17 protein-coding genes are annotated in these 18160 nt (G+C 61.7%); 5 read left to right on the top strand and 12 right to left on the bottom strand.

Annotated features, from left to right (window positions below; all coding sequences use genetic code 11):
- Window positions 1-31 precede the first annotated feature (31 nt).
- From AKV04_RS21160 to AKV04_RS21150, 3 genes are all read left to right on the top strand, one after another.
- Window positions 32-2203 (top strand): esterase-like activity of phytase family protein, encoded by a 2172-nt coding sequence (locus tag AKV04_RS21160; protein ID WP_054008535.1) that lies wholly within the window; start codon window positions 32-34, stop codon window positions 2201-2203.
- Window positions 2204-2423: 220 nt separating this feature from the next.
- Entirely contained in the window at window positions 2424-3251 is an 828-nt protein-coding gene (dapD, locus tag AKV04_RS21155; protein ID WP_054008363.1) for a 2,3,4,5-tetrahydropyridine-2,6-dicarboxylate N-succinyltransferase, read from the top strand.
- Between the two features lie 6 nt (window positions 3252-3257).
- The gene (locus tag AKV04_RS21150) at window positions 3258-3578 is read left to right on the top strand and encodes a hypothetical protein (RefSeq protein ID WP_054008362.1); all 321 of its coding nucleotides are present in this window, start codon (window positions 3258-3260) and stop codon (window positions 3576-3578) included.
- 457 nt (window positions 3579-4035) lie between these two features.
- Here the strand turns inward: AKV04_RS21150 and AKV04_RS21145 are convergent, their stop codons facing one another.
- Entirely contained in the window at window positions 4036-5037 is a 1002-nt protein-coding gene (locus AKV04_RS21145) for a Hint domain-containing protein (RefSeq protein WP_054008361.1), read from the bottom strand.
- Window positions 5038-5343: 306 nt separating this feature from the next.
- Between AKV04_RS21145 and dapE the strand changes: the two genes are divergently transcribed.
- Window positions 5344-6498, top strand: a complete 1155-nt coding sequence (gene dapE / locus AKV04_RS21140) for a succinyl-diaminopimelate desuccinylase (RefSeq protein ID WP_054008360.1) — start codon at window positions 5344-5346, stop codon at window positions 6496-6498.
- Window positions 6495-6917, top strand: a complete 423-nt coding sequence (locus tag AKV04_RS21135; RefSeq protein WP_407638483.1) for a GNAT family N-acetyltransferase — start codon at window positions 6495-6497, stop codon at window positions 6915-6917. Before dapE ends, AKV04_RS21135 begins: the two co-directional genes overlap by 4 nt.
- Before the next feature lie 117 nt (window positions 6918-7034).
- Here AKV04_RS21135 and AKV04_RS21130 read toward each other — a convergent pair whose 3' ends face one another.
- The 11 genes from AKV04_RS21130 to leuS form a co-directional block, all read right to left on the bottom strand.
- The gene (locus AKV04_RS21130) at window positions 7035-7847 is read right to left on the bottom strand and encodes an ABC transporter permease (protein ID WP_054008359.1); all 813 of its coding nucleotides are present in this window, start codon (window positions 7845-7847) and stop codon (window positions 7035-7037) included.
- Window positions 7837-8769 (bottom strand): ABC transporter permease, encoded by a 933-nt coding sequence (locus AKV04_RS21125; protein WP_054008358.1) that lies wholly within the window; start codon window positions 8767-8769, stop codon window positions 7837-7839. Before AKV04_RS21125 ends, AKV04_RS21130 begins: the two co-directional genes overlap by 11 nt.
- Window positions 8770-8881: 112 nt before the next feature.
- The gene (locus AKV04_RS21120) at window positions 8882-9880 is read right to left on the bottom strand and encodes an ABC transporter ATP-binding protein (RefSeq protein WP_054008357.1); all 999 of its coding nucleotides are present in this window, start codon (window positions 9878-9880) and stop codon (window positions 8882-8884) included.
- A gap of 116 nt (window positions 9881-9996) precedes the next feature.
- Entirely contained in the window at window positions 9997-11163 is a 1167-nt protein-coding gene (locus tag AKV04_RS21115; RefSeq protein ID WP_054008533.1) for an ABC transporter substrate-binding protein, read from the bottom strand.
- Between the two features lie 197 nt (window positions 11164-11360).
- Window positions 11361-11792 (bottom strand): GAF domain-containing protein, encoded by a 432-nt coding sequence (locus tag AKV04_RS21110; protein ID WP_082351778.1) that lies wholly within the window; start codon window positions 11790-11792, stop codon window positions 11361-11363.
- Between the two features lie 19 nt (window positions 11793-11811).
- Window positions 11812-12900 carry an HPP family protein gene (locus AKV04_RS21105; protein ID WP_054008355.1) on the bottom strand — a complete coding sequence of 363 codons (1089 nt, stop codon included), beginning with the start codon at window positions 12898-12900 and terminating at the stop codon, window positions 11812-11814.
- Window positions 12888-13226 carry a hypothetical protein gene (locus AKV04_RS26530; protein ID WP_162232922.1) on the bottom strand — a complete coding sequence of 113 codons (339 nt, stop codon included), beginning with the start codon at window positions 13224-13226 and terminating at the stop codon, window positions 12888-12890. Before AKV04_RS26530 ends, AKV04_RS21105 begins: the two co-directional genes overlap by 13 nt.
- 154 nt (window positions 13227-13380) lie before the next feature.
- A complete protein-coding gene (gene holA, locus AKV04_RS21095) occupies window positions 13381-14397 on the bottom strand; it encodes a DNA polymerase III subunit delta (protein ID WP_054008353.1) in 1017 nt (338 codons plus the stop codon).
- Window positions 14394-15044 carry a phytanoyl-CoA dioxygenase family protein gene (locus AKV04_RS21090; RefSeq protein ID WP_054008352.1) on the bottom strand — a complete coding sequence of 217 codons (651 nt, stop codon included), beginning with the start codon at window positions 15042-15044 and terminating at the stop codon, window positions 14394-14396. The genes holA and AKV04_RS21090 overlap by 4 nt, the downstream gene beginning before the upstream one ends.
- Window positions 15041-15529: an LPS assembly lipoprotein LptE gene (gene lptE, locus AKV04_RS21085; protein WP_054008351.1), complete on the bottom strand. Its 489-nt coding sequence runs from the start codon at window positions 15527-15529 to the stop codon at window positions 15041-15043. Before lptE ends, AKV04_RS21090 begins: the two co-directional genes overlap by 4 nt.
- The gene (gene leuS / locus AKV04_RS21080) at window positions 15516-18152 is read right to left on the bottom strand and encodes a leucine--tRNA ligase (protein ID WP_054008350.1); all 2637 of its coding nucleotides are present in this window, start codon (window positions 18150-18152) and stop codon (window positions 15516-15518) included. The genes lptE and leuS overlap by 14 nt, the downstream gene beginning before the upstream one ends.
- Window positions 18153-18160: the final 8 nt, after the last annotated feature.

Genomic DNA, 18160 nt, shown 5'->3' with positions numbered 1-18160 from the left:
GTCTGATTTAATCTGACCAAGGATGCTCTCGATGCGTTTTCCGATCTCTGGCCTGACCTCTGCTCTGGCGATTTGCGCGGCTTTGCCTGCTTTGGCCGAACCTAGCTTCAACCGTATTGCCAGCTTTGCCACGCCGTTGAACATGGCGGCGGGCGAGGATTTGGCGCGGGCGACCAGTGCTGAGATCATTTCGGCCTCGGAAGATGGCATGACTTTGGTTTATACCGACAGCCCGTTGGGGGTGATCGGGTTGATTGATATCACCGATGCGGCCGCGCCGAAGCCGTTGGGCAATATCGTAGTGGGCGGCGAGCCGACCACGGCGAAGATCATCGGCGGGACGGCTTTTGCGGCGGTGAATACGTCGAAGGATTATGTCAACACCTCGGGCAAGCTGGTCAGCGTCGATCTGGCGACCAAGGCTGTGGTGGCGGAATGCGAATTGGGCGGTCAGCCGGATTCGGTGGCGGCGGCGAAGGATGGCTCGTTTCTGGCGATTGCGATCGAGAATGAGCGCGATGAGGATGTGAACGACGGTGAGCTGCCGCAGATGCCGACGGGCTTTGTGGTGAAGCTGCCGGTGAAGGCGGACGTGGTCGATTGCGCCGGGTTGCAGAAGATCGAGATGACCGGGCTGGCGGGTGTTGGCGGCGATGACCCCGAGCCGGAGTTTCTGGATATCAATGCGGCGGGTGAAATTGTTCTGACCATGCAGGAGAACAACGAGATCGTTTTGATCGGCGCGGATGGCAAGGTTTCGGGGCATTTCAGCGCCGGGGCGGTTGATCTGGACGGCATTGATACCAAGCGCGATGGTCGGTTGGATTTCACCGGCAAGCGTGAGGGTGCCTTGCGTGAGCCGGATGGGGTGAAATGGGTGGATGCCGATCACTTCGCGGTGGCGAATGAGGGCGACTACAAGGGCGGCTCGCGCAGTTGGACAATTTTCAACCGCGATGGCTCGGTTGTCTATGAAAGCGGTGCCAGCTTGGAGCGGGCGATTGCTGAGATCGGGCATTACCCGGAGCATCGCAGCAAGACCAAAGGTGTCGAGTTGGAATCGGTTGAGGTGGCGACGTTTGGCGAGACGCCGATGGCGTTTGTGGCGTCGGAACGGGCTTCGGTGATTGGGGTTTATGATCTGACCGACCCGAAGGCTCCGGTGCTGAAGCAACTGTTGCCGTCGGGGATTTCGCCCGAGGGGATGGTGGCTATTCCGCAGCGCAATCTGCTGATTTCGGCGAATGAGGTTGATCTGCGCGAAGATGGCGGCGCGCCTGCGCATGTGATGATTTACCAACTGGCGGAAGGGCCTGCGGCCTATCCGATGATCACTTCGGCAGGCAGTGAAAATCTGATCGGTTGGGGCGCGCTTTCGGGTCTGGCGGCTGATCCGAAGGAAGCGGGCAAACTTTATGCGGTGTCGGACAGCGTTTACGCGGCGGCACCGACGATTTTCAGCATTGATGCCACGAAGACCCCGGCGAAGATCACCAGCGCGATGGTGGTGACGCGCGGCGGCGATGCGGCGCAGAAGCTGGATCTGGAGGGCATTGCGGCGGATGGCGAGGGTGGCTTCTGGCTGGCTTCGGAAGGCCGCAGCGACAAGCTGGTGCCACATGCGATCTATCATGTCGATGCCGAGGGCGCGATTGATCAGGAGATTGCGCTGCCAGAGGAACTGCTGGCGCAAGAGACGCGCTATGGGTTTGAGGGTATCACGGTGGTGGGTGACACCCTGTGGATGGCGGTGCAGCGCGAGTGGAAGGACGATCCGAAAGGCATGGTCAAGTTGCTGGCCTATAACACCAAAGAGGAAACTTGGGGTGCGGTGCATTATCCGTTGGATGCGCCCGCTGAAGGCGCTTGGATGGGGTTGTCGGAAATCACGGTGAAGGGTGATTGGGCTTATATCATCGAGCGGGACAACCAGATTGCCGACAAAGCCGTGACCAAGAAGCTGTACCGGGTGGCGGTGAGCCAGTTGGCTCCGGTTGAGTTGGGCGGCACGCTTCCGGTGGTGAAGAAAGAACTGGTGCGGGATTTGGTGCCCGATCTGGGCGTGCTGAAGGGCTATATTGTCGATAAGGTCGAAGGCTTTACGATTGACGCCGCAGGCAATGGCTGGGTGGTGACGGACAATGACGGCGTCGATGACAGCTCGGGTGAGACGCTGTTCTGGTCGATTGGGGAAGTGAAGTAAGCAGGGCGCTTGCGTCGGGGGCTTTGGGCGTCGGACGCGAGTGGGTCTGTTTGCAGGTTAGGATCATCGTCGTACCTTAATATTTGAGGGGCGGCGATTGGTTTTGAACGTTGCGCCAAATCTGAACCAGCGGTGGGTTGCACCCACCCTACCGTGCCTGATGCGATTGCATGGCAAGGTCTGCGTCGTTATAGGGCTGCAAAGCTTTGAGGAGATTGCCATGAGCTATGCCGCGTTGGAGACTGCGATTGAGGCTGCTTGGGAGGCGCGGGACACGATCTCGACCACCACCAAGGGCGAAGCGCGCGATGCGATTGAAGCCACGTTGACGGCGCTGGACAGTGGTGCGTTGCGGGTGGCGGAAAAGCGCGGCAATGGCGATTGGCATGTCAACCAATGGGCGAAAAAGGCGGTGCTGCTGTCGTTCCGGCTGACCGATATGTCCGAGATTTCTGGCGGCAATGGCGGCTCGAACTGGTGGGACAAGGTGCCGTCGAAGTTTCAGGGCTGGACCGAGGCGGATTGGCGCAAAGCGGGGTTCCGGGCGGTTCCGGGCAGTATCGTGCGCCGTTCCGCCTATATCGCGAAGGGCGTGGTGCTGATGCCGTCGTTCGTGAACATTGGCGCTTATGTTGATGAGGGCGCGATGGTGGACGGCTGGGCCACGGTCGGGTCTTGCGCGCAGATCGGCAAGAATGTGCATTTGTCGGGCGGTGTCGGCATTGGCGGCGTGTTGGAGCCGATGCAGGCGGGGCCGACGATCATCGAGGACAACTGCTTTATTGGGGCTCGGTCTGAGGTGGTTGAGGGCTGCATCATCCGCGAAGGCTCGGTTCTGGGCATGGGCGTGTTTATCGGCCAATCGACCAAGATCGTCGATCGCGAAACCGGGGCGGTGATGTATGGCGAAGTGCCTGCCGGTTCGGTCGTGGTGGCGGGGTCGATGCCGTCGAAGAATGGGATCAACCTCTATTGCGCGGTGATCGTGAAAAAGGTCGATGCGAAGACCCGCAGCAAGACCTCGATCAACGAATTGCTGAGGGACTGAAGGCCGATGTCAGAGGGCAGCAAACAGCAGGTTTATACCTTGACGGTGGAAGTGGGGCGCAAGCCGGGCGATGGCTTGCCGGATAAGGCGACCGGGGCGGCTTTGCTGATCTATGCCTCGGGCGTCGACGAGGCCGAGGCGGTGCGCGAAACCGTGGCGATCTTGAAGCAGGCGGATCTGGCACCGCTGGATGTGTCCGGTTACGGCACGCTGGAGGAGCGTCTGGCGGCTGGCGATGAGATTGATGCTGAGGAACGCGATCTGATGGCGCGGGCTTTGGCGGAGAATTCGGTGGTTGTGGCGCAGATGACGCCGTTCTTTGACTGATACATAAAATCAATGGCTTAAGTGGTTTTTCGGTGCGGTTGCGGGGGCGGCACTGGTAGATTTTGGGCCGACATTCCAATGCTCGCCATATTGCAGCCGCATTTTTGTGGCTTTTTTAGGTACTGCCACGAAATTTGGGGAGGTCGTGATGCCGTATCGGATTCTTTTGAAAAGAACCCCCCGGATTTTATCCTGCAAGCGCAGGGACAAACAGCACGGAGTCAGCCAAAGCATCGCGGACAACACGGACAGTGTCGAAGTTCGAAACGAAAAAGGTCTGCTGCTTTTCTATCGTCCCCAGCTGTCAGCTGTTAAAATATAGCGCGCGGCTACCGGGTGCCGGATGATGTTTGGCTGAAGTTGCGCGATGGGCTGGCCGCTGGGGGTTTCACACCCCCAGACCCCAGTGAGATATTTGCGCGCAGAGGATGATAATTTTAGATAAGCTTTAGGGAGTTTACGCGGCGCGGCGCGGGGTGCGACCGAGCAGCGTCATCAGAGTGAGCACCTCGTAGGTTTGCAGGCAGCGCAGCGGCAGGTCGCAGGTTTGGTCTTGGCCGATGGCCAAGAGGCAGCCGTTGGACTCGATGAGCGCAGGGCTGCCGAGGTCTAATGCGACCGATCCGGTGATGGCGCGGCGTTGATCCGACAGGGCGGTGCGGCCGTCGACCAAGGCTCCGGCGGGCATGAGGACGGCGTCGGTGCCGAAGATATATTCGACCTCGGGGCCAGAGATTGCCAGCAGTTGATCGGCGGAGACCAGCAGGTCTTGGGTTTGGCCGAAAAACGGCGCGCGCAGCAGCACGGGGGCGAAGCTGCCGCGGGCGGGCAGCGCGAGGCGCTGGGCGGCGCGCAGGGGCATCGGGCCGTCTTCGGTGATCAGGATGTCGCCGGGTTTCAGATGGCCCGCGAGGACCGGGCCTAGGCTGGTTTCGACCGGGTTGCGCAGGCCGATCCAGGGTGCGGCTCCGGGCGGGGCTGCGCCTTCGGTCAGGCCGAACCACAGCACCGGGCCAGAGGGGCGGGCACGGGTGCAGAGGGTTTGCAGATCGGACAGCGGAATTGGCAGCGGGTTTTGGCCCTCGGCGGTGATGGCCACCGGCGGGTCGGTGCCGAGGAGTTCAAAGGATAGGCTCCAGTACCGGGCCGGGGCGTTGAAATGAAACGACAGCCGGGCGGTGCCTTTGCCTTGTGGCAAGGGGCCGGGCAGGACATGGCGGGCGACATCTTTGCCTTGGCGGTGTAGGATGACGATGCCGGTGGCCGGATCGTGAAAGATCGCAAAGGTGCGCGGCCAGCCGGTGTTGGATTGATGATCGAGCAGCAGGCTGGCGTTCTGCAGCGGCAGGGCGAGTTCCATCACGAACAGGCCTTGGTGCAGCATGGCGTCGGGCGTCGCGGGAGTAAGCAGACCGCGATCCGACAGCGCGACCCAGCCTTGGTGGAAGCTGTAGGACATCAGCGCATCCCCAATCGGCCCGAGGCTATCGGGGGGGGTGACGGATTGGTCGGGGTGCGCAAGTCGCCCGCTGTCATCTTTGCCTCGGTTGCCATGGCGCTGTTACTTCGGGGGCTCGTTGGCCCCAGCGCATGGTATTGCCGTTAAGGTAGGGCAGGATGCGGCGCGGGACTACGGCAATGTGCAGTTGTGGCTGAGGGCGGGCGCGATGGTGGCGCGAGAGTCACAGATTGGGCGGGCGTTGCATTGGTTTGGCCAAGGCGGTATCCCAGAGGCACATGTTTTATCAGCAAAAAGGCTATCGTCATGGCTGCACATCTTGCACTCGACCCGGAAAAACTGACCGCTGATCTGATCCGTTGTGCCTCGGTCACGCCGGATGAGGGCGGCGCGTTGGTGCTGCTGGCGGGAGTTCTGGAAGCGGCGGGGTTTGCCTGCACGCGGGTGGATCGCGGCGGGATTTGCAATTTGTACGCGCGCTGGGGCGTGGCGGGAGCGAACAAGTCGTTTGGGTTTAATGGCCATACCGATGTGGTGCCGGTGGGCGATCTGGCGGCTTGGACGCAAGACCCGTTTGGCGCGGCGGTGGTGGACGGCTGGATGTATGGCCGGGGGGCGACCGATATGAAATCTGGGGTCGCGGCCTTTGCGGCGGCGGCGGTGGATTTCGTGCGGCAGACGCCGCCGGATGGGGCGGTGATTTTGGCGATCACTGGGGATGAGGAGGCTGATGCGCTGGATGGCACGGTGGCTTTGCTGGACTGGATGGCGTTGAACGGCGAGCGGATGACGCATTGTCTGGTGGGCGAGCCGACCTGCCCGAATGAGATGGGCGAGATGATGAAGATCGGGCGGCGCGGTTCGATGACCTGTTACTTTACCGCCGTGGGGGTGCAGGGCCATTCCGCCTATCCGCATCGGGCGAAGAACCCGATGAGTGCTTTGGTGGCGTTGATGGCGCGGTTGGAGGCGGAGCCTTTGGATCAGGGCACGGCGCATTTTGACGCCTCGACCTTGGCGATCACCACGATGGATTGCGGCAATAAGGCGACGAATGTGATCCCTGCGCGGGGAACGGCTACGGTGAATATCCGGTTTAATGACAGCCATTCGGGGGCGTCTTTGACGGCGTGGCTGCAGGGCCATGCGGATGCCGTTCAGGTTGCGACCGGGGTGGAGATTGCTATGCGGGTGACAGTGTCGGGCGAAAGCTTTCTGACGCCACCGGGGGAGTTTTCGGCACTGGTTGCGAAGGCGGTGCAGGCGGAAACCGGGCGGGTGCCGGAATATTCGACTTCGGGGGGGACTTCCGACGCGCGGTTTGTGAAGGATCACTGCCCGGTGGTGGAGTTTGGGCTGGTCGGCAAGACCATGCATCAGGTCGATGAGCGGGTCGAAGTGGCGCAGATCCATGCATTGAAGGCGATTTATACGCGGGTGCTGCGGGACTATTTCGCGTGACTTTGGAGATTGTTGAGACTCGGGATATTGCGCTGTGCCGGAAGCTGCGGCGGGTGGTGTTCATCGAGGAGCAGGGTGTTTCAGAGGCTGATGAGGTGGATGATCTCGATGAGGTCGCGCTGCATCTGTTGGCTTTGGTCGGGGGTGAGGCGGTGGGCTCGGCCCGGTTGTTGGTGCAGAGCGAGGTCGGCAAGATTGGCCGGGTTTGTGTTTTGCAACAGGCGCGCGGCAGCGGGATTGGTGCGGCTTTGATTAAGGCGGCGGTGGCGCGGTTTCGCGAAGTACCGGGGGTGATGCAAGCCAAACTCGGCGCGCAGATGCATGCGCTTGGGTTTTATGAAGGCTTGGGGTTTCAGGCGTTTGGCCCGGTTTATGACGATGCCGGGATTGATCATCGCGATATGGTGATGGCGCTTTGAAGCGCGCTGATGCGGCGGGCCTTTTGGGCTACCGCATCAGTGCTATGGCCGCGCCGCAGAGGTCGGCAGGACCACATTTTCCCCATATCTTAACTTTTCGACCGAATTGCGGCGGGGTTATTTGCCCGCGCCCGCGGTCTCGGAGCCGTTGCGGGTCAGGTAATAGGCCAGCAGGATCGGGAAGAACGTCGCCGCGAAGACCACCATGGCGACGACGTTGGTGACCGGGCGTTGGCGGGGGCGGATCAATTCTTCCAGCATCCAGATCGGCAGGGTCGCTTGCTGGCCTGCGGTGAAGGTGGTGACGATGACTTCATCGAACGACAGCGCGAAGGCGAGCATGCCTCCGGCTAGGAGTGCGGTGCCGAGGTTGGGCAGTAGGATGTAGCGGAAGGTCTGAAAAGCGTTGGCACCGAGGTCGGCTGACGCCTCTAGCACGCCACCGGACAGGCGGCGAAAGCGGGCAACGGCGTTGTTGTAGACGATGACGATGCAGAAGGTGGCGTGGCCGAGGATGATGGTGAGGGTTGAGAACGGGATGTCCATCAGGCCGAAGGCGGAGCGCAAGGACATGCCGGTGATCACGCCGGGCAAAGCGATGGGCAGGATGATCAAGAGTGAGATTTGCTCACGCCCGAAGAACCGCGCTTGCGCCATGGCGGCGGAGATCAGGGTGCCGAGGATGAGGGCGAGCAGGGTGGCGGCGGTGGCGACTTGCAGTGACAGGGTCAGGGCTTGCCAGATATCCGGGCGCTCCCAAGCGGCGGCGAACCATTTCAGGGTCACGCCGGGGGGCGGGAAAGCGTAGGTGCGTTCCTCGGTGGTGAAGGCGTAGAGGAAGATCAGCAGGATCGGCAGGTGCAGGAACAGCAGGCCGCCGATGGCTGCGATTTTGAGCGAGAGTGGGGCGGCATTGGGGTCAGAGCGCATCGAAAGCTCCGGCACGTTTGGCGAGGCTGAGGTAGATCAGCATGATCACGATCGGAATCACTGCGAAAGCGGCGGCAAGCGGGGTATTTCCGGCGGTGCCTTGCAGTTGGTAGACCGCCATGCCGATGAAATTGGCGGAATTTCCGACGATCTGCGGGATGATGTAATCGCCCATGGTGAGGGAAAAGGTGAAGATCGATCCGGCGATGATTCCCGGTAGCGCGAGGGGGACGATCACGGTGCGGAAGGTCTGCGCACGGGTTGCGCCGAGGTCTTGGGAGGCCTCCAGCATTGAGGTTGGGACTCGTTCTAAGGAGGCCTGCATCGGCAGGATCATGAACGGCAGCCAGACATAGGTGAACACCAGAAACATGCCGATATAGCTGGTCGACAGCGAGTTGCCGCCGATGCCGGGCAGCGCAAGCGCGGCGTCGAGCAGGAAGTTGGTGTGGGTTTTTGTGGCGGCCCAGGTGATGATGCCCTCTTTCGCGAGGATCAGTTTCCAAGCGTAGACTTTGACGAGGTAGGACGACCACAAGGGCAGCATGATGCCGAGGTAGAACACGGCTTTCCAGCGGCCTCGGGCATAGCGCGCGGCGTAGTAGGCGATGGGGAAGGCGAGGATGACTGAACCGATTGTGACGGCGGCGGACATCGTGAGCGTGCGCAGGATGATGTCGTAGTTTTGCGGGCGCAGCAGTTCGCCATAGGTTTTCAGGGTGAACTCACGGACCACCATGCCGGAGAATTCGTCGATGGAATAGAAGGATTGCAGCAGCAGGGCAGCGAGGGAGCCGAGGTAGATCACTCCAAGCCAAAGCAGCGGTGGGGTGATCAGCAGCGCCAGCAGCAGCTTCGGTTTGCGCCAGAACAGGGTGGTGAGGCGGTCGGCGAGGGATTTGGCGGGGAGGATGGCGGTCATGGTGCGACCCCCTTGGATTTGCTCTTTTTGAAATACTCCCGCCGGAGGCTTCCACATTGGCGGGGGGTGCCTCCGGCGGGAGTATTTGCTGCCAATATGAAATTGCGGCGCATCAGGCTTCATCCATGATGTGCAGGGCGTCGGGGGTGAAGCCGAGGCGGATTTCTTGGCCGGGTTCGGGGAGGGGAGTGCCGGTGGGCAGGATGGCAGCGATGTCTTGGCCTTGGGCGGTGAGGGCGATGCGGTGGCCGGAGCCGAGGTAGCGCAGGGAGGTGACGATGCCTTGCAGGGCTCCCGTGGGGTCGAGATGCAGGGTTTCGGGGCGCAAAGAGGACCATTTGGCGGGGCCGCCGAGGGACTGAGTTAGCATGGGGGGCAGGACGTTGGAGGAGCCGACGAAATCGGCGACGAAGCGAGTTTTCGGTTGGGCGTAGATTTCGGCGGGGGTGCCTATTTGGGCGATTTTGCCGTCATTGAACACCGCAAGGCTATCGGCCATTGAGAGGGCTTCGTGTTGGTCGTGGGTGACGAAGACGAAGGTGATGCCGAGGCGTTGTTGCAGGGATTTGAGTTCATCCTGCATGGCTTCGCGCAGTTTCAGGTCTAAAGCGCCGAGGGGTTCGTCGAGCAGCAGGACTTTCGGTTCATTGACCAGAGCGCGGGCGAGGGCGACGCGTTGGCGCTGACCGCCCGACAGTTGGCCGGGTTTGCGGTTACCGTAGGCGTCGAGGTGGACAAGGGCGAGCATTTCCTCGGCCTTGGCATAGCGCTGGGCCTTTGCCATGCCTTTGACCATCAACCCGTAGGCGACGTTATCGCGGACGTTCATATGCGGAAACAGGGCGTAGTCTTGGAACACCGTGTTGACGTTGCGCAGATGCGGCGGGGTGTTCGAGACATTTTCGCCAAAGATGCAAATTTCACCCGCCGTGGGGGATTCAAAGCCAGAGATCAGCCGCAGGCAGGTGGTTTTGCCGGAACCAGAGGGCCCGAGCATGGCGAAGAACGCGCCCTCGGCGATGGTCAGATCAACGCCATCGACGGCTTTGATCGGGGCGGAGGCGGGGCCGAAATGGCGGGAAACGCTGCGGAATTCTACGGCTGCGGGCATGAATATGGGCCTTTATCCGCCGGAGCGGGAGGGACGGCAGGGGCATTTACCCCTGCCAAACGTGTAGGGTGGGTGGTTCTGCGCTTTTGCGCAGTTTCACCCACCGCTGGTTTTTCTTACCGACCGCCGATCACGCCGATGTAATCCGACACCCAGCGATAGTAGGGCACGCAAGCGCCTTCGCCTTGGGCGCAATTGGCGGTGGGAGTGGTCCAGAAGCGGATTTTGTCGAAGTTATCCAGACCGTTGGCGGTGCAGCCCTCGGCTGTCTGCATCCCCGATTTGTCGGTGCAGGCGGCGGGCACCACCGGGTTGCCACCGAACCAGACCGAAAGATCCGATTGCAGGTTAGAGTTCAGCGTATGCTCCATCCATTTATAGGCGCAATTCGGGTTGGCGGCATCGGCGGCGAGCATGGTGGTGTCGGCCCAGCCGGTGGCCCCTTCTTCGGGGATGGTCGAGGCGATCGGGAGTTTCTCAGATTGCAGCAGGCCGACCTGGAACGGCCAAGAGCCGGAGGCCACCACGCCTTCGTTCTTGAAATCGTCCATCTGGATATAGGCGTCGTGCCAATAGCGGCTGACCAGTTTGCGTTGCTCACGCAAAAGGTCGAGCGCTGCCTTGTACTGATCTTCGTTCAACTCATAGGGCGAGGTAATTTTCAGTTCCGGCTTGTGGAACATCAGATATTGCGCAGCATCGGCGATATGGATCGGGCCATCATAGGCCTGCACCCGGCCTTCGTTGGATTTGCCATCGGGCAGGTCCATTTTCTCAAACACGATGTTCCACGACTTCGGCGCTTCTTTGAAGACATCGGTGTTATACATCAATACGTTCGGCCCCCAGAGATAGGGGGTGCCGTAGTGGACGCCATCGACGGTGAACCATTTGGCATCTTGCAGGCGGGGGTCGATTTTTGACCAAGACGGGATCAAGGCGGTATTGACCGCCTGCACGCGCTTACCCGCGACAAGGCGCAGAGAGGCGTCGCCGGAAGCGGTGACCAGATCGAAGCCGCCTTCGTTCATCAAGGCGACCATTTCATCCGAGGTGTTGGCGGTCTTGACGTTGACCTTACAGCCCGACTCGGCCTCGAATTTCGTGACCCAGTCATAGGCCTTGTCGGTTTCGCCGCGCTCGATATAGCCCGGCCAAGCGACGATATTGACTTGGCCTTCCGAGGCGCCAACCTCGGTCATCTCGGCGAAGGCGGGGGTGATGGCTGTGGCGAGACTGGCGAGAAGTGCTGCGGTTGTGGCCGCTTTATGGGTTTTGGTCATGGAAAGCTCCCTGTGATTGAGCGAAGCCGGGTTCCCGGTCATGGCATCAGGGTAGCGGGGTGGGGCTGTTTCGCAACAGAAAATCGCGGGGCGGCGGCAGTTTTTTGATCAAACGATAGATCGAGGCGATGGAAATGTGCAGGCATCAAGTCGGGTAGGGCGGGCTGTCACCCGCCCCGTGTGCAGTAAGGGTCGGCTTAGCCTTTGGCCATTTCAGTGGCAAGGGCGGCGTGGTGTTGGGCAACGAGGGCCTCGTAAGCGGCCAGTTTCGCTGGGGTGAAGTGGTGTTCTTCAGCCAGCAGATTGACGGTGCCGAGGACATGGCCGGCTTCCACCAGCGGGATGTTGATGCAGGAGCCGAGGCCGAGGGAGGAGATCAGTTCGTGGTCGAAAAAGTACTTGGCGAATTCGGGCGTGGTGTTGGCGACGAAGGTGTGCTGGCCGGTGATGCAGTGGTCATACCAGCCGTCGCGGGTTAGCGGTTTGGTGCCGGATACCGGGTATTCGACCGGATGCGAGGTATAGGCGCGGCGGGCCACGTCCAGCTTCAGGTCTTGCACGGTGACGGTGAACAGCCGGGTGCCGAGGGCGGCACAGGCGGTGTGCAGGGTGTCGTAGACTTGGGGCATTTGCAGTCTCCGTGGGGTGTTAAGTGGGCATGTGGCCGGACAGCAGGGCGATCATATCTGAACGGGTGATCAGGCCGACAAGGCGGTTGGCCTCCAGCACCGGCACGGCTTGTTGGCCGCCGTCGGCAAGCAGGGCGATCAGTTCGGCGAGCGGCGTTTGCGGGCTGGCGCTGCGCAGGTCGCTCTCGATCAGCTGGTGGGCGGTCAGGTTGGGCTCGGCGCGGCCCACCAAAGCCGATTGCGAAACGAGGCCGCCGAAGCTGCCATCGGGATTGCGCACGGGCAGGGTTTTGAAGCGGTGGCCGCGGAAGCTTTCCGCAAGCACGGGCAGCGGGGTGTCGGGGGCGACTTGGATCAGGTCGCGCGACATCATTTGATCGGCGGTGGTCGGACCGAGGTGGCTGGCGTTGGCCTCAGTCTCGGCTGTCTCGATCAGGCGGGCGAGGTCTTCGACGCCCAAGTTGGCGCTGAGCCGCAGGCGGGTGAGGGTGGCGGCGAGCACTTGTTCCGACGGGATGAAGCGGCGGTCCGGGGCGGGGTCTTTGGTGCCGTGCTGGGTCGGCTCGGGCGCGATGCGGAACGGGTAGCGCCGACCTGTGGCGTGTGCCCAAGCGATACCGAGGCCGACAAGCGCAAGGCTGCCGCTGGCGACCGGAAGCAGCAGATACTGCAGGCCCGGCAAGGCGTCGGGATGGGCGGAAAGCACGGTGGCAAGCGCCACGGCACCGCCGGGCGGGTGCATGGCGCGCAAGGCGGCCATGGCGAGGACCGCCAGCATCACCGCAAGCGCGGCGGCGGGCAGCACCGGCAGGCCCGCGTGCAGGATAAGGATTGCGGCGAGGGCTGAGACGCTGTTGCCCAACACCGCCGACCACGGTTGCGCCATCGGGCTGTTCGGCACGGCGAAGATCAGGAAAGCCGAAGCACCAAACGGGGCGATCAGCAGTGGATGATCTATCATGTTCGCGGTTGGATCGAGCAGCCATAAGAGAGCCGCTGCAAGGCCGAGGCCAATGGCGGCACCTGTGCCGGCCCGCAACGCCTCAACGGCTTTTGGCGCAGGCATCGCGGGGCCGAGGCTGTGCAAAAAGTGCTTTAGGTAGTCCATGTTGCCTCGGCGATCAGAGCAAGACCCAGTTCGGGGGTGGGCAAGCTGGGGACTTCGGTTTGCCAGAAGAACAGCCGGACATGCGCGGGATCTTTCGGGGCATCGGTATCGGCGAGGATTTGGTAGTGCATCTGGAAGCCTTCCAGCAGCAGGCCCTCGGCGTAGAACGGGATTTCCTCGGCCTCTAGCAGCGCATCGGTGCCTTGTTGCGGTTCCCATTCGGGACCATTGGCCCAGATCACTTCGGCCTCAACCTCGGGGTATTTAAGGGCGAGTTTGGTGAGGGGGACGAGGAAGGTCTCAATCGGGGAGAGCTGTTTGGCCATGGCTGCCTGCATTGGTTTGGTTGGGTTGAAGCAGGTGGGGCGGGGGAGGTCAAGGTTTGGCTTGGGGTGGGCGTTGCAGCTGGGGGTTTCACACCCCCAGACCCCCGTGGGATATTTGAGCGCAGAGGATGACAATTTTAGATAGATTTAGGGGTTAACCGCGTTTCATCATCGCCAATCGGATCAACGCGCGCTCCATAACGGCCATTGCAGGGGCGCGGGAGGTGGAGCGTAGGGTGAGGTCGGTTTCGACCAGCAGGCTGAGGGCATCTTCCAGGCGCAGCATGCCCCAGTTGGAGGCTTGGCGCTGCATGGAGTCGCGGCGGGGGCCGAAGATGCGGGCTTTCATGATGCCCGATGAAATACCGCCGGGGTCGGAAGCGGCGATATGCAGGCTGCGGAAATGGCGGAGTGCGCCGATACAAAGGGTGACGGGCAGGATGCCTTGGCCCTCAAGGCGGCGCAGCAGCGGGCCGATCAGATTGGCGTTTTGGTCGGCGGCGGCGGCGATCAGATCGTCGACCTCGGCCTCGATGGTGGCGGGGGCGAGGGCGTGGATTTCCTCGGGCGTCAGCGGGGTCGGGTCGTTGTATTTGTAAAGCGCGATTTTCTCTAGGGTTTGCCGGAAATCACCGGGATCGAGGGCGCGGGCGAGGGTGGCGAGGTCGGCCATCGCGGAGGGGGCGAAGTTTTTCAGGCCAGCTTTGGCGAGTTCGGCTTCGATTTCTTCGCGAGTGGGCGGGTCGTCATAGAGGCCGATGCTGACGGCATTCAGGTGTTTTTCGAACAGGGTTTTCAGGGTGGATTTGCCCGTCAGGTTCCCCCCAGTCACTACGATCTGCGCATCGCCCGCGCGCCAGTCTTGCAGGGTGGCGGCGATAGAGGCGGTGAGGCCGTCGGTGGCGTCTTCCAGGAAAGCCACGCGGGGGCCGGGGAAGAAGCCTGCTTCGCGGGTGGCATCGGTCAAAAGGCTGGGGGATTTGCGCAGATCGCCCGCTTGGATGCGGGTCAGGCGCATTTCGGCTTCGCCCTGAGGGCCAATCAATGCGGCGATGGCCTCTTGCCGTTTCAGGGCCACGCGCATGGTGTCGGCACCGAAAATCAGCAGGCCCGCGCGGTTGGGGTCGGGTTTGGCGCAGTAGCGGGAGGCCTCGATCCCGGCGAGTTTCATGCTGCCCACTCGAGTGGTGCGGGCAGGGCGGCTTTGGCGAAGTCTATACGGAGAGTGCGGCGGGCGCTCGGCAGCTGCGCTGGGCGAGAGCGGTGCAGGGTTAGCATGTGCAGGATCAGGATATCGCCGCGCTGAGCTGTGCTAAGCTCGGTTTCATGCGTGGCGGAGGTGGCGTCGGACGCTGCGCTGGGGATCAGTCCGGCGCGATGGCTGCCAAGGGCGATTTCCATCGGACCGGAGTCGGCATCAGTGGGATCAAGGTGCAGGCGCACAAACAGCATTTGGTTGAGGAAGGCCAAGGGCGGCTCGCAATGCCAGACGCCAGCTTTTTGCGACCAGTTGTGAAAGCCCTCAATCTCGTGCCGTGCAGCGACAGGGATCAGGCGGTCTTGATGCCAAGGGACACCCCAGTTGTTGGCCTCGGTCTTGTTGAAAACAACGGCACGGACAGCTTGGAAATCGGGAAATATTGCGGTTACGGCGCGGGTGAGGGCAGATTGCACGCCAAAGCCGCCGCCCAGATCCAACCGCGCGCCGGGGCCGTGGTTACAGTTCGCGATGGCGTCATAGGGGGTGAGATCGGCTTCGCTTAGGGCTTTGCGCAGCCACAGCCTGCCCGTCTTTGCAAAATCTGCGGGCGCGGTCATTGGTTCCAGCTGCCGGAGGTTGCCAGCAGTCTTGCGGTGATCTGGTCGGCGAGGATGCGCATCAGGCGGCGGGCGGCATCTTCTTGGGCCGCCAAGCCTGCAACTGTCGATCCTGTGGCGGAGTAGGAGGTGAAGCTTTTGACTTGGCCACCGGTGACGCGGGTGCCTGTCGCGCGGTTGGTCAGAGCCCAGTCGATTGTGCCGTTCAGGTTATAGCGGGTGATGGCGTTGTCGGGGGTGATGCCGACTCCGGTGGCGGTGGTTTTGATCGTGTAGGTCAGATCGAAGTGGTCGGCTTTCGGGCGGCCGAGGCGTTCTTCGAGGCGCTCCACGAGGTCGAAGGCGTTTTTGTCGGTTGGGTCGGCGACGCGGATGCTGGATTGGATGCCTTGCGCCGGGCCGCCGGGGCCATAGGCGGGTTGGAAGCCGCAGGCCGCGAGGACCAGCGGCGTCAGCAAAAACGAGCGGCGGTTAAATGACGACATTGATGATGCGCCCCGGCACAACGATGATCTTCTTCACAGGCGCGCCTGCGAGGAACTTCACCACAGCTTCATCCGCCAGCGCGATCTTTTCAACCTCGGAAGCGGGCATGCCTTTCGGCACGCTGATTTCCGCGCGGCGTTTGCCGTTGATCTGGATCGGCAGGGTGACGGTATCGTCGATCAGCAGCGCCGGATCGGCTTTCGGCCATGGGGCGGTGGCGCAGAGGCCTGCGCCGCCTTGGAACGTCCAGATCGATTCGGCGATATGCGGGGTCATCGGGCACATCAGTTGCGCAAGGGTACGGATGGCTTGTTTCATCGCATCAGTGGAGCCGTTGGCTTTGGCGAGGGTGTTGGTCAGGCCATAGAGCGCAGCGATGGCCTTGTTGAAGGCGAAGGTTTCGATGCTGCGGGTGACTTCCTCGACGGCTTTGGCGGTGGCGCGGGCGATGTCTTGGTCACCGATGCCCTGATGGTCGGCGGGCATGTCGCCGATGCGCGAACATAGCGCCCAGACGCGGGACAGGTGTTTGAAGGTGGCCTCGGCGCCGGAGGCTGTCCATTCCACATCGCGTTCTGGGGGTGAGTCGGACATGACGAACCAGCGGGCGGTGTCGGCCCCGAAGGCTTCGATGATATTCATCGGATCGACGACGTTTTTCTTCGATTTCGACATCTTGGCGGAGGGGATGACTTCGACCAATGAGCCTTCGTCGTTCAGACCCTGCAACCACGCGTCGATGTCGGCGATCATATCGGGATCGGGCGGAGGCACATCGCCCAGCACGGTGACGCGGCGGTCGGCCAAGCTGAAACTCGTCACATCTTCCGGCAGGTGATAGATCGGGCGGCCATTGGCGTCGGTGGTTTTGTAGATCTCATGCGTCACCATGCCTTGCGTGAACAGGGCGTTGAACGGCTCGATGGCTTTCGCGGGCAAATGACCCGTGGCATGCATGGCGCGGGCGAAGAAGCGGGAATAGAGCAGGTGCAGAATCGCGTGTTCGATGCCGCCGATGTATTGATCGACGTTCATCCAGTACTCGGCGTCTTCCGCGATGGTGGGGGTGGTGGCATGGGGTGCTGTGAAGCGGGCGTAATACCAGCTTGAATCCACGAACGTGTCCATCGTGTCGGTTTCGCGCCGGGCGTCGGCTCCACAATTCGGGCAGGTGCAGTTGCGCCAGGTTGGGTGACGATCCAGCGGGTTGCCGGGGATGTCGAAGGTGACATCATCGGGCAGACGGACGGGCAGGTTTTCTTTCTTCTCGGCCACCACGCCGCAGGTCGCGCAGTGGATCACCGGAATCGGGCAGCCCCAATAGCGTTGGCGGCTGATGCCCCAATCGCGCAGGCGGTAGTTGGTGACGCCGCGGCCAATGCCACGGGCTTCACATTCAGCGATGGCAGCGGCGATGGCTTCTTCTCCGGTTTGCAGATCGTTGCCTGCAAAGCCGCGGATATACTGCACGCGCTCGGATTTCATCGGGACGTAGGGTTCATCCAGCGCGGCTTCTTCTTCGCCTTCGGGGATAAAGACCGCAGGGATCGGCAGGCCGTATTTCGACGCAAATTCAAAGTCGCGCACGTCATGCGCGGGGCAGCCGAAGATCGCGCCAGTGCCGTAATCCATCAGGATGAAGTTGGCGATATAGACCGGGAGTTCTATAGTGTTATCAAACGGATGCAGCACGCGGATGCCGGTATCCATGCCGATCTTCTCGGCGGTTTCCATCGCCTCGGCGGTGGTGCCACCCTTGCGGCATTCGGCGGTGAAAGCGGCCACGGCAGAGTCGTGACGCTCAAGATGTTTCGCCAGCGGATGGTCGGGGCTGATTGCGGCAAAGGAGGCACCGAGCAGGGTATCGGGGCGGGTGGTGTAAACCTCTAGCCGGTCAAAGCCATCCGGCGCGCCTGTCGTGGTGAAGGCAAATTGCAGGCCGCGCGATTGGCCGATCCAGTTGGCTTGCATCAGCCGGACCTTTTCCGGCCAGTCTTTCAAGCCGTCCAAAGCCGACAGCAATTCCGCCGAATAATCGCTGATTTTGAAGAACCACTGTGTCAACTCACGGCGCTCAACGGGAGCGTTGGAGCGCCAGCCTTTGCCGTCAATCACCTGTTCATTGGCGAGCACGGTCATATCGACCGGATCCCAGTTCACCACGGCGTTCTTGCGATACACCAAGCCCTTGGCCATCATGTCGATGAACATCGCCTGCTGTTGGCCGTAATATTCCGGGTCACATGTGGCGAATTCGCGGGACCAGTCGATGGACAGGCCCAAGGGTTTCATTTGCGCGCGCATGTCGGCGATGTTGCCGTAGGTCCATTCCTTGGGATGGCCGCCGCGTTCCATCGCGGCGTTCTCGGCGGGCATGCCGAAGGCATCCCAGCCCATCGGATGCAGCACGGAAAACCCTTGCGCTGCCTTATAGCGCGCCACCACATCGCCCATGGTATAGTTGCGGACGTGGCCCATGTGGATGCGGCCCGACGGATAGGGAAACATCTCCAAAACATAATACTTCGGCTTGGATGGATCGCGCCGCGCCTTGAACGTCTCGGCGCTCTCCCAAGCCGCTTGCCATTTAGCTTCGATGGTTTTGGGTTCGTAGCGCGACATCTTAGGCC

This window comes from Cypionkella psychrotolerans, assembly GCF_001294535.1.
Taxonomy (GTDB): Bacteria; Pseudomonadota; Alphaproteobacteria; order Rhodobacterales; family Rhodobacteraceae; genus Cypionkella; species Cypionkella psychrotolerans.
Note: the sequence above shows the minus strand (reverse complement) of the source record. Positions and strands in the feature narration are given on the sequence as shown.

Excerpts from the sequence above, each read along its gene's own strand:
- AKV04_RS21150 (WP_054008362.1), top strand. The coding sequence starts at position 3,258 with ATGTCAGAGGGCAGCAAACAGCAGGTTTATACCTTGACGGTGGAAGTG.
- dapE (WP_054008360.1), top strand. The coding sequence starts at position 5,344 with ATGGCTGCACATCTTGCACTCGACCCGGAAAAACTGACCGCTGATCTG.
- AKV04_RS21110 (WP_082351778.1), bottom strand. The coding sequence starts at position 11,792 with ATGCCCCAAGTCTACGACACCCTGCACACCGCCTGTGCCGCCCTCGGC.
- AKV04_RS21105 (WP_054008355.1), bottom strand. The coding sequence starts at position 12,900 with ATGGACTACCTAAAGCACTTTTTGCACAGCCTCGGCCCCGCGATGCCT.
- AKV04_RS26530 (WP_162232922.1), bottom strand. The coding sequence starts at position 13,226 with ATGGCCAAACAGCTCTCCCCGATTGAGACCTTCCTCGTCCCCCTCACC.
- holA (WP_054008353.1), bottom strand. The coding sequence starts at position 14,397 with ATGAAACTCGCCGGGATCGAGGCCTCCCGCTACTGCGCCAAACCCGAC.
- leuS (WP_054008350.1), bottom strand. The coding sequence starts at position 18,152 with ATGTCGCGCTACGAACCCAAAACCATCGAAGCTAAATGGCAAGCGGCT.
- dapD (WP_054008363.1), top strand. The coding sequence starts at position 2,424 with ATGAGCTATGCCGCGTTGGAGACTGCGATTGAGGCTGCTTGGGAGGCG.
- AKV04_RS21160 (WP_054008535.1), top strand. The coding sequence starts at position 32 with ATGCGTTTTCCGATCTCTGGCCTGACCTCTGCTCTGGCGATTTGCGCG.
- AKV04_RS21145 (WP_054008361.1), bottom strand. The coding sequence starts at position 5,037 with ATGTCCTACAGCTTCCACCAAGGCTGGGTCGCGCTGTCGGATCGCGGT.
- AKV04_RS21125 (WP_054008358.1), bottom strand. The coding sequence starts at position 8,769 with ATGACCGCCATCCTCCCCGCCAAATCCCTCGCCGACCGCCTCACCACC.
- AKV04_RS21115 (WP_054008533.1), bottom strand. The coding sequence starts at position 11,163 with ATGACCAAAACCCATAAAGCGGCCACAACCGCAGCACTTCTCGCCAGT.
- AKV04_RS21120 (WP_054008357.1), bottom strand. The coding sequence starts at position 9,880 with ATGCCCGCAGCCGTAGAATTCCGCAGCGTTTCCCGCCATTTCGGCCCC.
- lptE (WP_054008351.1), bottom strand. The coding sequence starts at position 15,529 with ATGTCGTCATTTAACCGCCGCTCGTTTTTGCTGACGCCGCTGGTCCTC.
- AKV04_RS21130 (WP_054008359.1), bottom strand. The coding sequence starts at position 7,847 with ATGCGCTCTGACCCCAATGCCGCCCCACTCTCGCTCAAAATCGCAGCC.
- AKV04_RS21090 (WP_054008352.1), bottom strand. The coding sequence starts at position 15,044 with ATGACCGCGCCCGCAGATTTTGCAAAGACGGGCAGGCTGTGGCTGCGC.